Genomic DNA, 15,410 nt, shown 5'->3' on the forward strand with positions numbered 1-15,410 from the left:
GCTTATTCCTCCCCCGCGAACTTGCGCACGCTAGAGAGGTTCACAAGGAACGTGTTGCCGACCTTGCGCGCTCTGATCTTGCCGGTGCGGATAAGCCCGTACACGGTCTTCGTGTCCTTGTAGCCGAGCATGGCCGCGACTTCGGCGGGCTTGGCCGTCAACTGCTGGTATTGAGTACTGGTACTCATTGGAAGTTTCCTTACTTCCGGGGCAAGGTGAAGTAACCGTTTCCAGTCCCTCACGGTGCCTGTTGCATCGTTCAACGAGTTTCGACGCCACCATGTGATGTCAGGCCCTTCGGCACTTATCGGTTTCGGCCTTTTCGGCCCAGCCCCTCGGCTGTAAATCTTCTACCGGCTTCCGCCGCCCTCGGCTTTCCGCTTCGGGGTTCGGGCCGTGCGGCCCGGACTGTTGACTACCAATATAACACCACGAAACGGATTATCTAGTACCGGAACGGAACGTAACGCCGTCCTGTTGGGCCTTGAGCATGACGGGTATCGTATGCCCCTTCATGTTCTGCACCTTGTATTCCTCGGCGTGGTTGGCGTGCGTGGCCGCTACCGTTCTCCAGCCCTTCACCATGTCAGGTGTCGGCGTCTCGCCGTGCCGCTTGGCCTGATCGTATCGTTTGAACGTGTACCCGGTCGCATACGCGCACCGTGCGAGCATGGACATAACCGCCTTGCTGTCGGTCTCTTCCACGCCCTCGATAATCCGGTCTCTGAAGTAGATGAACCGCGAGCGCTCGCGGGTGTCGATGATCTCGCCGCTAATCAGGTACGTGGAACCGTCTCCGGTCGGCCTCCATTCGCCCTTCCACCACGCAAGCATGAAGTCGTGGTAGATGTCCACGAACGACAGCGTGGCCGATTCCCTCAACGTGTGCGTCTCTGGTTCCTCATCCTCGCCGGTCGGCTGTAATGCCGACATGCTGATGTCATCGAACACGGCCCCGATCTCGCGCCATAAGGGCGGTTGCCCTTGAGTGCGCCACTTCAGCGTAGTATCAAACCGCTTCAGGCAGTCATACACCACGTCAAGTGTCTTGTTCAGGTTCTTGGCCTTGTCGTATTCGGGCTTCATGTCGTTGAACTCTTTACGCCCGCCCCTGAGCATGTCGAGCCACACGGTGAGCGCCAACGCCTCGAAACCGGTCAGCAGCTCCAAGGACTGCACGCGGTCGAGCAGTCGCGCCGCCTTCCGCCTGTTCTTGCTGTCGTCCGTCACTATGCCACCGCCTTGATTAGTCCCTGTATGGTGTCAACCTGAACCGTGGAAGGCAGCAAGGCGAGCACTTGGCCCCGCTGCTCATCGTCCAAGCCCCTGAGCACCGTCAACCTCGGTTCCAAGTCCAGCCCGGCCAAGGCGTCGGCGAGCGCCCGCGCCTTCTCGTCACTGGACGGATTGGACGCTTCGGACACGTTGGACGGATTATGAGAGGGTGTGGGGTTGTCGGTCTTGGCGGTGTCGGCGCTCGCCGACGTGCCGCCCATAGAGGCTTCCACCTTCTCCAACAGTCGCCGGTCGGCGTCCTTGCTTGACTGCTGATAGGTCGCCACGGTCTTGATGTTCGTATGCCCGCCCAATCGCATGAGTTGGCCCACGGTCGCGCCCTCTTCCGCGTAATGCGTCAAACCGGTGTGCCTCAGGTCGTGGAAGTCCATGCCCTTCAACGCCGGGATATTCACCGCGTCTATGGCCTTGCTGAAGGCGTTGCGCATGGATTGGCCCCGGACTATGCCGCGAGTGCGCACGCCCGTGAACAACAGGGCCGTGGGCCGCTTATCCACGTAGGTATCCATGTGCCGCCTGATCTCGGCGACCAACGGGGCGGGTAGTTCGATGTCTCTCTTGCTGCTCGGCGTCTTCGTCTCGCCCAACACCGCTACCTTATGTCCGTTCTCGCTGATCTCCTTGGCACTTCGGCGCACATGCAGCAGCGCGGGCGTCTTGTCCAGTTCGAGGTCTCGGCGCTGCAAGCCCAACACCTCGCCTTGCCTCAATCCCAGCGTTCCCGCCAACAGGACGCCAAGACGGAGGTTCGAGGGCATGGCGTCGGCGAGCGCCTGAACCTGTTCGCGCGTGGCAATCACGTACACGTGCTTAGTGGCGGGGCGCGGCACCTTGAACTGAACCGGGTTCACCTTGATAAGCGTCGTGCCCAATTCATCCAAGGGGGCGGTGGCCGCTTCGGCCATGATCGCGTCCAGCAGCTCGAACACGTGGCGGCGGATGCTCTCGCCGCGTCCGTCCTTCGTGACGTTCATGCTGTCGTACCATTCGCGGATATTCGCGGGCTTGATACTGTTCATGGGCAGATCGCCTAGAACCGGGTTCAGGTAGTCGCGTAGGTATTGCGCGTACTTGTCCTTCGTGGTCTGCCGTATCGGCCTGTTGTCGCCCTTGCGCCGGTTCTCCACGTACGCTTGCGCGTAATCTCTGAACAGCACCGTACCGCCCGCGTTCCTAGCCTCCAACACTTCGGGCGGCTCCCACGCGCCAAGGTCGATAAGGCGTTTCGCCTCGCTCAGCCATGCGTCGGCCTGAAGCTCATAGCCTTCATCGAAGTTCCGGTGAATACGCGCCGGAAGATGCGGGTAGCGTTCGCGGGCTTCCACCGGTGGGATGTATGAAGCGTCATAGTAGGTTTGCCCGTGCCTGTTGGTCTTCGTCTCTACCTTGCCGAACTTGCGGCGGCGATTCTTCACCGGCTTCGCCATGACGCGCCTCCCTGATCGTCGGTAAGCCCTTGAGAGCGGTAGAGCGGTAAGCCTGAAACCCTACCGCTCAATTTACCGACCATCTTACCCCGGAAAACGGATTAAAACGGGTCATAACGGCGAGCGCCCGAAATGGCGGAACCCGGCAAAAACGTTGAAATACCGCCGTTTTGGCAATGAAAAAGCCCTTTTCCTTTGGGTGGGAAAAGGGCGATGGCGGAGGATACGAGATTCGAACTCGTGAGGCTGTTACACCAACACGCTTTCCAAGCGTGCGCCATAGACCACTAGGCGAATCCTCCATGTGTTTCCCTGAACTCCTGAACAAGCAAGCTCAGCACACAATTGAGAGAGAATAGCATGGGATTCTCTGATGTGTCCAATCTTGTGCATCGTCGGCGTGTCGCGAGAGCAGCATGAGGGTGTTGCAAGGGTTTGTCGGTGCCGCGCGGCTGTTGCGCGTGGTCGTAGGGGTGATGATTCGATAGGGCGGAATGTGCAATCGGCGTACCGGTGCATCGCCTGTCATCGCCGTTGATGTTTGTTTCCTGTGTGTTCCCGCACCTTCGATCGGAGCGTCAGAAGCCTTCCCATTAACCATCATAGAGTGTGAAGGTTAACGGAATGTGGCGGGCCGTCGGCTGGCCGTCAATCGCGTCTGCGCCGCCGTTCGCCGGGTAGTGAGAGAATAAAGCGCATGACCGAAGTGAAGACGACCGCAAACGCCGCGAAGACCGCGAAAACCGCGAAGAAGGACCCCAAGACCATCGACAAGCTCGCCATGGTCATCACCACCTACAAGCGCCAGAACCTGCTCGCCACCCTGTTCGAGTCGATTCTCGCGCTCGAGCAGGCGCCGTGGCGCGTCGTCGTCGTCGACAACGAGCACTCCGACGAGACCAAGTCCATGGTCGAGGACTTCGCCGCCAAGGTCGCCGCGCAGTGGGGCAAGACCGTCGCCGACCGTTCCGGCAACCAGTCGCGTGTCGTCTACGCGCCGCAGACCGAGAATCTGGGCGGCGCGGGTGGCTTCTCCGCCGGCGTGAAGAAGGCGTACCAGCTCGGCGCGGAATGGTTCTGGGTGATGGACGACGACGTCGCCGTCCTGCCCGACGGCATCGCCAAGCTCGCCCCGTGGACCCGCCGCCACGAGGTCATCCAAGGCAGCCGCTTCGACTACGATGGCGGCCCGTTCTACTGGCAGTACGATTTCCGCATCGGTCTCGGCATCCCGAACCCGATCGCGCCGGCCGCGTTCGGTCGCGCCGGATTCCGCACGATGAACACGCTGTGCTTCGAAGGTGGCCTGTTCAACCGCCGCGTCGTCAAGGAAATCGGCCTGCCCGACCCGCGCTTCTTCATCTACTGGGACGACACGATTTACGGCTACCGTGCAAGCAAGGTCACCGTGCCGATCGTCATCCCCGACGTCGTGCTGCGCCGCACGCGCGAGATCGGCAACTGGGACATCGCCGGCCTGCGCCAGCTCAACTCCACGTCCGACATGAACCGTTACCACATCATGCGCAACCGCGGCTACATGGCCCGCTACTTCATGGTGTACGGCGACTACCGTCCGTTCCTCTTCGGCCTCGGCACGATCGCCACCGCTGCGAAGGAGCTCATCCGCCTCGTCATGGTGGATCGCGAGCATCTGCGGACCGGCGTCGTCCAGATCGCGAAGGGCTGGTGGGATTCCCGCAAGCTCCTGCACGACAATGCCTGGCGTCCGATGCCGTGCCCGCTTCCCGATGTGCTCGACGACTGATTCGAGGCCGATTCAGCGCTGATTGATGCGCGGTGGATGCGGCCAATGTCGGGTCTGATGTCGGGGCGGCTGCGCGATTGGTGATGGCGCTTGATGGCGGTCAGCCGTTAGAAGGGGGTTATGGGGGGTACTCCCCCATAACCCCCTTCTTATAGTTTGTCCTCTTGAATTATGCGACCGTTTGTTGAATTTTCCGGATTTCGTGGCTGGTTGCGCTGTGTGATGTGAACAGTGCGTTGGGTTGGAGTGCGTGGGGTCAGAGCATGCGTGAGGCGGGTGTTAGGGGGTATTAAGGGGGTATCTGACGGGGGTGTAACCATGCACCCGGGACGCGGTTCAACCATGCCCCGAGACATGCGTCAACCATCCGCTGAGACTGGGCGGACGGGGGTGTAACACCTTGCGGAGATACGCCTTGCGGAAATGGATGGCCGTGTTGCGGAGTCCTCGAATCGCGCGGTTTTCTGCGTTTGCCAAGCTCTGGGCAAGCAGGGAATTTGACGAATTGGTGGTTCGCCGGTAGCTATGGAATAGGGGGTACTCGCCTTAATGGGGGGGGTATTGCACGGGGGTAAAACCGAGAAAAGGTTCCACCGTTTGTCTGCCGGGACGTTGTGACTTTAAGGCTTCGTGCATCCTTGCCGCTGCCTGTTCTACACCCCCGTTTTACCCCCCGTTGCATACCCTCGTTCTTACGTCATACCCCCGTTGCCCACGACTCCATAGGCGGACGAATACCATCAATGACGACGCAATGGAACGGGCGTAGGCACGTTGCCTCTTCGTTCCAGCCGTGGTCGCGTTCTCCACGCTTTGCGCGTGCATCGCACATGCTGCAGGTCGGTTACCATCCACAGGGCATGAGCGTGTGAGGAATTCAGGAACGTCGAAACGCGGGAACGTGCGAACCTGGGAATTCGGGAACCTGCGAACTCGGGAATTTGGGAACCCAGGAACCCAGGAACCTAGAGGGGGCTTGGAACGTGTATGGTTTGCGGTGCTTTGTGCATGGTCGAGCGCGTAATGTGCATGGTCGGAAGGGCAATGTGCATGGTCGGGCGGGTAACGTGTAGGCGAAAAGAGCCGACCTGCATGGTGTGGTGCTGAAGGCGCGTTGTCCGGGGTCGTTCACGTCGTGCGACTTCCGCGGAATTCCAAGGGTCGTGGTCCTGCCGATAATCGGCGGAAAGGCTCCCTTCAGAGGCACACCCTACAGGTTCGAGCTGATGGGCTACAGGTTCGCTCCGTTGCTCTACAGGTTCTTGTCTGGACTATACAGGTATCCGTCCGAACCGTACAGGAATGTGCTCAAACTATACAGGTTCGGAAACGGGCGCTATCGCCCGCTGCTTCCAGGACATACTCGCACGTGATTGGCCGGCGTGGCGGGTATGCCGGGGAGGGAAAAGAGCGGAGATGGGGTTGTGCTGTCTTTCTACACGCTGGTGTGACCGGAATCGTGGGATGGACTACTTTGTGAGGCGAGTCCTCACGCGACGTTCTCTCTCGTATATTCCTTCGGGCAAGTATATTCCTTCCGACAATCGACTCCGGTTATCCACCGTCTTATGCACGCTCATCCACCAAGGGCCGGCCCGATTTCACGCCCGCATCCCCAATCGCCTACGCTAAGGCCATGAACGCTGCGACATTATCGACACCATCGACCTCCCTGGGCATTGCGATGAGGCAATTGGCCCTGAACCGGCTCGATGAGCTGCGCAAAGCCATGGATCTGGCGAATAACCATGGCGTCACATTCGAGTGTGGTCTGATTTCGGCCCTCCGGCTGCATGGCGTCGAGCTGCCGCTACTGCCACGCAGGGCCCTTGACCTGGAGAAGCTGCACATTGTCGTGGACGACCCCGCGAAGCGGCGCATTTGGAACGGCGCGCAATGCCATCTGCTGACCAAGCCCGCGTGGCGTTCCATCCCCCAAGAGCATCGGCGCGAGTATTCACCCACCCAGATCATCGAGGGCGTGCATGCCACGCATCCGCTGCTGGTCTGGGCTCAGATGGCGCGGATTCTCGACGAGGATGAGCTGACGGTGCTCGCCGACTCGATGATGCGCCGCAACCAGTCCGACCCGCATTTCACCCCGGATGATTTCAACGCGCTGCTCGAGATCCTGCCGCCCCGGTTCAAAGGCCGCGCGAAATGCCGGAACGCCATGCGACGCATGCGTGAGAACACCGACTCCTCGATGGAGACCCGGTTACGCCTCAGATTGGAGGCCGAACCGTTGCCCGAGCTTCGTACATTGCAGGTCAATCATAAAGTAGCGGTCAATGAGACCGGTGCATCCGTGTACCTGGACATGGCGCTGCCCGATCTGCGTATCGGCATCGAATACGCGGGCCGGCACCACGCCGATCAGTGGAGCGACGACGTGTCCCGCCAATCCGCGCTCACCGCGGTCGGTTGGGAGGTGCTGACCGCGCACAATGACACGTTGAAGGATGCCGAACAGTGGCGTGAGTTCCTGATCCGGCTGACCGCGCTGGTGCTGAGCCAGCGTCAGCGCCAACGATGAACGCCATGTGACCGTCCCGCCGCCGCCGGCTCCGCATGCGCCTATCGTGTCTTGCGTATCCCAAACCAAGCCAAAACCAAACCTCAGGTAGGCCAAATCCATGTTGTTCCAATCCGGCGCGCTGCTGCTCGCCATCATCGGCCCGTACGCGCTCAAGCATCTGCACGTGTTCGGCGACCGCGACTACAAGGTGGCGCAGGGCCTCGTGTTCAACCTGACCCTGCCGTGCGCGATCATCCTTTCGTTCGCCACGAACAAGCATGACATGCGCATGCTGTGGATCGTGCTGTTCGGCTTCTTCGCGTGCGCCGTCCCGCTGTTCGTCGTCTACGCGGGTTCGCGCGGCGACGAGCGCAACTACCGTGCGTTCCAGATGCTCAACGCGTCCGGCCTGAATCTGGGCGCGTTCTGCCTGCCTGTGGTGCAGACGTTCATGGGCGCGTCGGCGGGTCTGCCGGTCATCATGCTGGACATCGGTAACGCGACGGTCGCGACGGCCGGTTCGCTCACGATCACGCGCACGCTGCTGCACATGGACGACAATTTCAAGAGCCTGCCGATGATCCTGCGTCTGCGCAACATCGCGCGTGATTTCCTCGGTTCGATCAGTTTCGACATCTACATGCTGATGCTCGTGTTCATGTTCCTGCACATCACCATCCCGCGGCCGATCGTCACGCTGATCACGCCGTTCGCCAATGCGAACGCGTTCTGCGCGATGGCGATGATCGGCCTGATGATGGAGATTCCGGACAATCGCAAGGACAAGATTGAGCTCGCCAAGGTGATTTCCTGGCGCGCGCTGTTCGGCGTGCTGATTGCGCTCGCCGCCTGGTTCCTGCTTCCGTTCGACATGCGTATCCGCGAGATCATCGTGCTTGGCGCGTTCGCCCCGATCACGATTTTCTCGACGAAGTTCACGGACTCCCTGACCGGCAATGCGAAGCTCGCCGGTTTCTCCCTGACCGTCACCGCCGTCATCTCCCTAATCGTGATGACCGCCCTTCATGCCGCCCTCCCAGGCGCGTGAGTGCGGAACGTGAGCGCGGTCACTCACGTTCCACATTTGTGCCTTCACGTTCCGTGCCTGATTGCGTCGCCTACTCCAGCAGCCAGTCGATGATGTTGATCTGCTTGATGCCGGCGTGATTCCCGTTCCCGATGCGGTCCATGGTGAGTAGGGTCTTGGGATGATTGTCGTTGATGGACTGCAATGGTCTGAGTTCTCGGGAGAGCGTGGATTCGTCCATCACGCTCAACGAGACCTGGTAATAACGGTCGCCTTGCGGGTCCGGCGTGTAGAAGTCCACTTCGGTGGTGCCTACTTTGCCGATGTGGACGGTTCGGTAGCGTCGGAGCAGTTCGAGATAGATGACGTTCTCGATGCGGTGGCCGAGGTCGCCGCCGGTCTTGCCGAGGAACCAGAACCGGAACCCGGGGTCTCCCAGATAGTATTTCTCAAGGGTTTTCAGATAGCTCTTGCCTTTGATGTCGTATCTGTCGGCTCGGAACAGCAGGTAGTTCTCGCGTAGTGCCACGATGTATTCGCCTACCGTTGTGGGGGAGATGCCGCGATGGGTTTGTTTCATGGCGTCTGCGATGCCTTTTATGGAGGTGATGTTGCCGACGTTGTCCGCGAGGAATGAGGCGACTTCGTCGAATGCGATGGTGTCGATGCGAGGATGACGTTGCGCGATGTCCTTGACCAGGATGGTGTTGAACACGCCGCCCAGATAGTCGGCGATATCTTGGTCGTGTTCGAGCGTGGCCGCGTATGGCAGTCCGCCGTACAGCAGATACCGGTTGAAGGACTGTTCGGGGGATTCCGATTGGGGACGGGTGCTGCGGTATTCCTTGAACGACAGGGGGAGCATGCGGAGTTCCACGTATCTGCCGGTGAGTCGTGTGGCCAGTTCGCTGGAGAGCAGGTCCGCGTTCGACCCGGTGAGGTAGAGGTCCACGTCGTCGCGCACGTAGAGGCCGTCGGCGGTGCGCTCGAATTCGTGTACGTGTTGGATTTCATCCAGGAACACGTAGTTCACGACGCCCGGTGCCAGACGGGAGACGATGTAATCGTAGAGGGGTTTTGCCTCGGTGGGATAGTCCTCCTCCAGGCTTTCGAAGTTGATGGCGATGATGCGATTCGGGGCCACTCCTTTGGCGAGGAGCCGTTCTCGGAAGAGTCTGAGCACGGTGGATTTGCCGCAGCGGCGCAGCCCGGTGATGACTTTGATGACATCTTTGTCTCGCCAACGTTCCAGCCAGTCCATGTATGCCGGTCGTTCGATCATGATGCGGTCGTCCTTCCCCTTATGGATGTCGTCCACTGTGGCCTTCGCCAAAACCTATCAGTTTTCTGATAATTATATAGGTTTTTGTGAAGTTCTACCGCTTCAGATAGTAGAACTTTCCTCCCTGCACATCGCCATCCCGCCGTCCTGACCGTCACCCCGCCGTCACCGCCGTCTTCGCCCTGGTCGTGATGGCCCCCTTCGCGCCGCTCTGCCGGGGGACGTAGTGCGCGAGCACATGAGTGCGTGAGCGCGCGTAGGGCGTAGAGCGAGTAGCGCGTATACCCTCCGCGAAAGGTGGCCGGTATATGCCCGTTATTTGCTCCGTAATTGCCTTTTCGGAGCGTCAGGCCCAAGAATCGTTGGAATTCCGCCAAAATTTTATTTGCCTGGTATTTGCTTCCGTTCGCCGCTTGGAGTGTACGGAGGCCCAGAGGGCGCCGAGAGCCGCCGGGCTCCACTCAGAGCACCTTTACCGTCTCGTCTCCCTCCCACCTTATCCGCCTCGCCGGTTAGACTGAACCACGGTTGAAAACGTTGCGATTGCGCCGGTTTGCGTACGAGTCCCGCAGGATCCCGATTGGTCTGTGATGGTTCGGCGAGCGGGCGTCGACGTGTGGTGTGCGGCGGACGGCAACGCCGCCACACGCCGGTCGACGCGATGATCGGCACGGCAAAGGGTGCGTCAAGGAGTCTGCACATGGTGGGAAAGAAACGGTTCGGTGCGCTGGCACATGCGGTGGACGCGCTGGAGCAGGTGCGGGAGCATAGCCCCGCGGAACATGGTCCGGCGGAGCCGCGTATGTCACGTATGGCGCGTGCGGTGCGTGTGACGGTCGCGTCCGTCGCTGCTGCGGCGATGCTGGGTGCGGTGTGCGTCGCGCCGGCCAGCGCGCTCGCCGACGTGAACGCGGATGCCGCGACCACCGCTACCGGCGTGGCATCCGGCGCGACTGCGTCCACCATAAACGGCGCGCAGTCGACGACCGATGCGTCCGTCGCCGGCGCGACCGTCTCCGCCTTTAAGACGCAGACGGTCGCCGATGCCTCCGATGACGCCGACGCGATGCCGGAGAATCCGAACGCCGCCCTGCCGGATAAGGTGTCGTCGGAGATTTCCGATGATGCGACGGTCGTGTCGGAGCAGTATGCGGCGACGCCCGAGGGCGAGTTGAAGGACATCGAGACGGGTGAAACCGTCACCGATCCGAAGATCGTGGGTACGGAGAGTAAGCAGCCGGATCCGTTGGCGAAGACGGATGGCGAGTCGTTCATCCCGGTGAGCGCCGCGGACGTGAAGGAGAAGGTCGCCGCGAACGGCGGTGACGTGAACGCCGACGCCGATGCCACTGACGATGCGAATGGCGCGAATGATGCGGATGGTGCCGGCAATGCGGATGGCAACGGCAATGCGGATGCCGGCGCGTCCGGCAACGCCGATGGCGACGCGACGATGCAGCAGGATGATTCCGCCTCGCAGCAGTCCGTCGACCCGTCCGCACAGCGCCGGAGCGGTGCCGCCGATGGCGCCGCCGGCTCTCGTTCCTCGGTGAAGTTGGCCGCGCTCCAGAACAACGAGTATGGCGCGCACTGGGGGTCGTACAACGGGACGCAGGCGTTCTTCGACGCGCATAATAACCTGTTCGCCCAGCAGGCGAAGGGCGTGATCGACGTGTCGACGTGGCAGGGGACGATCGACTGGCAGGCCGCGAAGAACGCGGGCGTCGAGGGCGCGATCATTCGTCTGAGCTTCGGTTGGGGTAATGGGTTCGACGCGCAGGCGCGCCGCAACATCTCCGAGTGCAAGCGTCTGGGGATCCCGTTCGGCGTGTACGTGTTCTCGTATGCGGAGAGCGCTGCGGACGGCGCGTCCGAGGGCGCGGACGTGGTGAACCTGCTGCGTCAGGCGGGCGTGAATCCGGGCGACTTGAGCTATCCGGTGTTCTACGACTTGGAGACGTGGACGTATACGGGGCATAAGAACCCGACGAATCCGAACGTGTACGACGGCATGGTGAACGCCTGGTATGCGAAGCTGCAGGCCGCCGGCTACAGCAATCTGAGCGTCTACTCGTACACCAGCTTCCTGAACAACGAGCTCAACAGTGCGAGCATCCACGCGAAGACCCGTTGGGTCGCCCAGTACGGTTCGACGATGCAGTACACCGCGTTCCCCACGAACGATCGCGGTTGGCAGTACACCAGCGGCGGCACCATCAACGGCATCAGCGGCCGCGTGGACCTGAACGCGTTCGGCAACTATCAATTCACTCCTGCAGTTCAAATGACTTGGGTTTATCGCTCTGAGGATATTGCTGTCGGAGCGTCGGCCGATTATTCCTCATCGAATATCGATTACAAATGGCAAGCGTACAATTTATCCACTAAACGTTGGAAAACAATTGCCGATTGGACGGGTGCGAATTGGGCGAGTTGGGTCGACTCGTTGGGAGACTATTGGCTTCATCTGGAAGCCCGTGACTCTCGAACTCACAAGATTATCGGATCGCAGACGATCGCTTTCAGGTATGCACCAGGTACCACACGTGTGGCGGCAACATATGCGGGGTGGCAGAACGGCCATGTGCTGCTGGGAGAAAGCTCGAATAATGCGTCCGCCCATTACGAAATGAAAATCTACGATGTGAAACGTAGTAAATGGGTGCAAGGTTTCAAAGGACAGTGGGCGATTTGGAAGCCTAAGAAGGGTATATATTGGACCCATTATGAGGTATATACTTCCGACGGAAGACTTGCGGATACCAAGACGTATGCGTTCGGTGTGTAGATAGAGTTCCCGGCGAAGGCATCCACGCCACTTCAAGTCATGTGCGAGTCGTTCATTAGATGGCAAGGTTCACCGGCATCTGTTGTGGCGTGGCTGACGATGCTGGTGGACCTAACTATGGAATCGTATGCTTTTCAGGAACACTTGCTCATTGTCTGCGATTGCTTTGTTGAAGTCGGCGTACGTCCATTCGCCAGCGTTACCTGGTTGTTGGGGAATGACGATGCCTCGTATATGCACTTGTTGCGTGTGGGATGACGTGTCGGATTCGCCGTGTTCGCCATAGAGGTTCACTCCGGAGGCCAATGTGTAGTCCTTTCGCGTTGTTATATCAGCATCGGTCAGCGGGTGGATGAATACGCCATGAGGAGCGTCGAAGCGGAGCATGTAGGCCAGTATCTGGAATCGGTCATTGCGATTGATATGGGATTTGCCGGACGAAAACTTGGGTGCCCTTTTGTATTTGGCATCGGCGATAATCCGCGGGTTGCCATCTCGTGAGATGAAGTCAGGGTACACGATGTCGTTGCCGTCTTCAAAGAGATGCTGTGTGCCGTAATTGGCCGTATTATTTGGATGAAAGAACCGGTCACGCAACAGTGTCGCGACGTATTCCTCCCATAGCCAGGAACCGTCGAATACCAGTCCGTAGATATGATTCCGTTTCCCTTCGCCGATGGAGATGCGGTGATGCGTGAGAATGTCGAGGCATAGTCGCTGCAGATCCTGGTATCCGGTGTACAACGGGTGTCTCAGCGGATGCGTCGCATTCCACGCGATGATATTCCGTCGGTCCTGCAGCCGGTATTGTGGCGTTGATTGGCGAAGATCGCTGACGTGACGTCTGATGTGGGTCACATCGTCAATGGCCGATGATTCGAGGATGCCGGCAAGCGGGTGCTGCCGAATATATTCGATGGTGTGCCGAATGAGCTCATTCACCGGATTATCCACGTCGAAGTCGCGGACGGTATAGGCGATGTCGCCCGTGAATGGGGTATTGAGCCGGATATGACGGGCGATATCGATGGTGCCGCGGACCCGTGAATCGTTCATCTGCCGACGCACATAGGTGCGGTACAGGCCTTGTCGGCAGGCTTCGTGCAATACGTATGGGAAGGCGAGCATCATCAGATCGTGGATTGCATCCCGGTCGCTGTATGCATTGGGGCATGTGAACACATTGAAATGGAACACCCGTTCCAACATGTAGTGGAGGAAATATGCAGAAGAGTCCTTTTCCGCGAAGCGGGAGTTCATGACGAGTGTCTCCTTGCTGTCGCTGGTGCTGAGAAACCCCATCAGATTGGTTGTGCGAAAACCCGAATCGGATGCGTCGTCGAAGAACGCTTTCTTCTCACCCGCGGTGGCCGTCTCTTTCAAAGGGAATATGATGACACCTTTATCGCGCAAACTATCCAGTGTTGTATTCCTCAGCTCCTTATAAATCCTGGAGTTGAGGAATCCTTCGGGTATTGGGTGTTTTTCCGTTGTGTACGAGGTGTTGTCGATAAGAGAGAATCTGGCCATAGTTATCGTCTATCGGATCAAGATTAATTGGTGGATTGCTTATCTTTCAGGAAGTCATCCAGACTAATATTCGAATCGAGCTTCTCGCCGGTGCCGCGCAGATATTCGATGATGAGCGGGCGTAGTTTATCGGACCATAGATCTTCCTTCGTGAGTTGTCCATCGGCGAGATCGAGGAAGTAGCTGGCGCCGATATGGTAACCACCGTCCAACTTGTAAGAATCCAGTGCGTTGTTGATGTCATTCATCAGCGTTTTGGCATCTTCAGCTTTGGGCTTGTCGTTAAGCATGGCTTGGCTATCTTCAGCTGTGATTTCGATGAAGCGGAAGCGGCGGCGCATGGCGAAGTCGAAGGTATCGACGCTGCGGTCGATGTCGTTCATCGTACCGATGATGTACACGTTGTCCGGAATATAGAATTTCGGGAAGAAGTTGTAGGTATGGTCGTCGTTCCATTCGCCCTGCTTGGATTCGGGAACGTTGGTATCATGCATATTGGCGTACTGGGTTGTGACTTCACCTTTTTCTCCACGATACCCGGGGTCGATGGAGAAGAACAGCTCGCCGAAGATTTTGGAGATATCGCCGCGGTTGATTTCGTCAATGACGAAAACGTATTGCTTGCTTGGATTCCTACGTGCCTTATCGACGAATTCCATGAAGATACCCGGTCGCAGGGCGAATCCGATGTTGTTATTGCCGCGATTGACCGGACGAAGTCCCTCTACGAAATCCGTGTAATCATAACTTGGATGGAACTGCACGAAACCGTATTGTTCATTGTCTCCACCGACAGGTTTGCCGGTAATGGCGTGGGCAAGATGCTGGGCGGTATAGGTTTTTCCCGTTCCCGGAGCTCCGTGAAGAATCACATTACTTGCGGTGACTAACGCCTTTATCTGGGAGGGTAGTTGCCTCGATTCTTTATCTGTAATTGTTGTCGCAATAGATATTACCGTATTTCCACTTCCAATCGCTTGGAATAGCTGTTGTAGATACAGGCATGCGATGAGCGTTGATCGATGTTTAATATACTTAAACAAGAGTTCCTTGCCGAGGATAGTTGTCGATTTTCCTTCGGTTTCTTTGGCTTTGTTTTTATTTGCCTCATTTTCCCAATTGTCAAGGCATTTCATCACATTGCAACCTGGCTTGGCGGAGGCCAATTTGTCAATAATAGAGTCTATGTTTTCCTTGGTTGCAAGTGCTTCCGTTGCTTGCCGGCAGAGCCAAGTTGCTGAATGCTCTTCCTTGGCGTTATAGTTCTTGTTTTCTATTCGATATGCTTTAATGAGCGTATCTTCATGATGCTGCTCTAGATATGTTTTCCAAAATGTCGTCTCGTTTTGTTCTTCGGAGACGTTCCACATTGCTCGTGCTATAAGGTCTCCGGCGGCAATGCCGTCTTTGGTAATGGAGATGGTGAAGGTTATCTGATGCTCGTTGTTTTTGTCTGCCATGGCTGATTTCCTATATCGCAGGGAATGATACGACTCAGTGTAGCGTGTCTCCATAGGTGTAATCGCGGTTTTTGTCGTGGGATGGGCATCGACTGGGCTGCCGTACGTTCGTGCATCTTCTTGCTGGGACAGTTCAACCTAACCGCATGTTTATGGGACGAGGCGCAATGATGCCTGTGTCAAGTTGAGGTGGGGCCGTTCGGGGTGGTGTCATTATTGGGGATGTGATCCGAGGAGGTCTGCCATGGCGAGGTGTGCAAGGGGTGTCGGCGTGCGGTCGAAATGCAACGTGCTTGGACTGTGAAGTGGCCTGA

Annotated in this window: 10 protein-coding genes and 1 tRNA gene; 4 read left to right on the forward strand and 7 right to left on the reverse strand. The window is 58.2% G+C overall.

Annotated elements, in window-relative coordinates; genetic code table 11:
• Positions 1 to 2 precede the first annotated feature (2 nt).
• The 4 genes from BSTEL_RS06910 to BSTEL_RS06925 all read right to left on the reverse strand — a co-directional run bounded on the left by BSTEL_RS06910 (position 3) and on the right by BSTEL_RS06925 (position 3,025).
• Positions 3 to 188: a helix-turn-helix domain-containing protein gene (locus tag BSTEL_RS06910; protein WP_034528732.1), complete on the reverse strand. Its 186-nt coding sequence runs from the start codon at positions 186 to 188 to the stop codon at positions 3 to 5.
• 253 nt (positions 189 to 441) lie between these two features.
• On the reverse strand, positions 442 to 1,230 hold the full coding sequence (locus BSTEL_RS06915; protein WP_034528734.1) for a hypothetical protein: 789 nt from the start codon (positions 1,228 to 1,230) through the stop codon (positions 442 to 444).
• Entirely contained in the window at positions 1,230 to 2,723 is a 1,494-nt protein-coding gene (locus BSTEL_RS06920) for a tyrosine-type recombinase/integrase (protein WP_034528736.1), read from the reverse strand. The genes BSTEL_RS06915 and BSTEL_RS06920 overlap by 1 nt, the downstream gene beginning before the upstream one ends.
• Before the next feature lie 214 nt (positions 2,724 to 2,937).
• Positions 2,938 to 3,025: transfer RNA gene (locus tag BSTEL_RS06925), tRNA-Ser, on the reverse strand.
• Between the two features lie 479 nt (positions 3,026 to 3,504).
• On the opposite strand from BSTEL_RS06925, the gene BSTEL_RS06930 reads away from it, so the two are divergent.
• The 3 genes from BSTEL_RS06930 (at position 3,505) to BSTEL_RS06940 (ending at position 8,057) form a co-directional block, all read left to right on the forward strand.
• A complete protein-coding gene (locus BSTEL_RS06930) occupies positions 3,505 to 4,491 on the forward strand; it encodes a glycosyltransferase family 2 protein (RefSeq protein ID WP_051922958.1) in 987 nt (328 codons plus the stop codon).
• A gap of 1,636 nt (positions 4,492 to 6,127) precedes the next feature.
• Entirely contained in the window at positions 6,128 to 7,027 is a 900-nt protein-coding gene (locus tag BSTEL_RS06935) for a DUF559 domain-containing protein (RefSeq protein WP_084686160.1), read from the forward strand.
• 100 nt (positions 7,028 to 7,127) lie between these two features.
• Positions 7,128 to 8,057: an AEC family transporter gene (locus tag BSTEL_RS06940; protein WP_034528741.1), complete on the forward strand. Its 930-nt coding sequence runs from the start codon at positions 7,128 to 7,130 to the stop codon at positions 8,055 to 8,057.
• Between the two features lie 70 nt (positions 8,058 to 8,127).
• Here BSTEL_RS06940 and BSTEL_RS06945 read toward each other — a convergent pair whose 3' ends face one another.
• On the reverse strand, positions 8,128 to 9,318 hold the full coding sequence (locus tag BSTEL_RS06945) for an ATP-binding protein (protein ID WP_034529105.1): 1,191 nt from the start codon (positions 9,316 to 9,318) through the stop codon (positions 8,128 to 8,130).
• Positions 9,319 to 10,018: 700 nt separating this feature from the next.
• On the opposite strand from BSTEL_RS06945, the gene BSTEL_RS06950 reads away from it, so the two are divergent.
• Complete coding sequence (locus BSTEL_RS06950; RefSeq protein WP_420796395.1) at positions 10,019 to 12,106, forward strand: glycoside hydrolase family 25 protein; 2,088 nt, start codon at positions 10,019 to 10,021, stop codon at positions 12,104 to 12,106.
• A 111-nt stretch (positions 12,107 to 12,217) separates the two neighbouring features.
• Here the strand turns inward: BSTEL_RS06950 and BSTEL_RS06955 are convergent, their stop codons facing one another.
• Together BSTEL_RS06955 and BSTEL_RS11785 are read right to left on the reverse strand one after the other, a co-directional pair.
• On the reverse strand, positions 12,218 to 13,636 hold the full coding sequence (locus BSTEL_RS06955) for an McrC family protein (RefSeq protein ID WP_084686161.1): 1,419 nt from the start codon (positions 13,634 to 13,636) through the stop codon (positions 12,218 to 12,220).
• Between the two features lie 23 nt (positions 13,637 to 13,659).
• Positions 13,660 to 15,096 (reverse strand): McrB family protein, encoded by a 1,437-nt coding sequence (locus BSTEL_RS11785; RefSeq protein ID WP_202962075.1) that lies wholly within the window; start codon positions 15,094 to 15,096, stop codon positions 13,660 to 13,662.
• Positions 15,097 to 15,410 lie beyond the last annotated feature (314 nt).

It is taken from the genome of Bifidobacterium stellenboschense, assembly GCF_000741785.1.
Classification (GTDB): Bacteria; Actinomycetota; Actinomycetes; order Actinomycetales; family Bifidobacteriaceae; genus Bifidobacterium; species Bifidobacterium stellenboschense.

Bases quoted from the DNA above. Each gene is read 5' to 3' on its own strand.
- BSTEL_RS06910 (WP_034528732.1), bottom strand. From the start codon at position 188: ATGAGTACCAGTACTCAATACCAGCAGTTGACGGCCAAGCCCGCCGAA.
- BSTEL_RS06920 (WP_034528736.1), bottom strand. From the start codon at position 2,723: ATGGCGAAGCCGGTGAAGAATCGCCGCCGCAAGTTCGGCAAGGTAGAG.
- BSTEL_RS06930 (WP_051922958.1), top strand. From the start codon at position 3,505: ATGGTCATCACCACCTACAAGCGCCAGAACCTGCTCGCCACCCTGTTC.
- BSTEL_RS06935 (WP_084686160.1), top strand. From the start codon at position 6,128: ATGAACGCTGCGACATTATCGACACCATCGACCTCCCTGGGCATTGCG.
- BSTEL_RS06940 (WP_034528741.1), top strand. From the start codon at position 7,128: ATGTTGTTCCAATCCGGCGCGCTGCTGCTCGCCATCATCGGCCCGTAC.
- BSTEL_RS06945 (WP_034529105.1), bottom strand. From the start codon at position 9,318: ATGATCGAACGACCGGCATACATGGACTGGCTGGAACGTTGGCGAGAC.
- BSTEL_RS06950 (WP_420796395.1), top strand. From the start codon at position 10,019: ATGGTGGGAAAGAAACGGTTCGGTGCGCTGGCACATGCGGTGGACGCG.
- BSTEL_RS06955 (WP_084686161.1), bottom strand. From the start codon at position 13,636: ATGGCCAGATTCTCTCTTATCGACAACACCTCGTACACAACGGAAAAA.
- BSTEL_RS11785 (WP_202962075.1), bottom strand. From the start codon at position 15,096: ATGGCAGACAAAAACAACGAGCATCAGATAACCTTCACCATCTCCATT.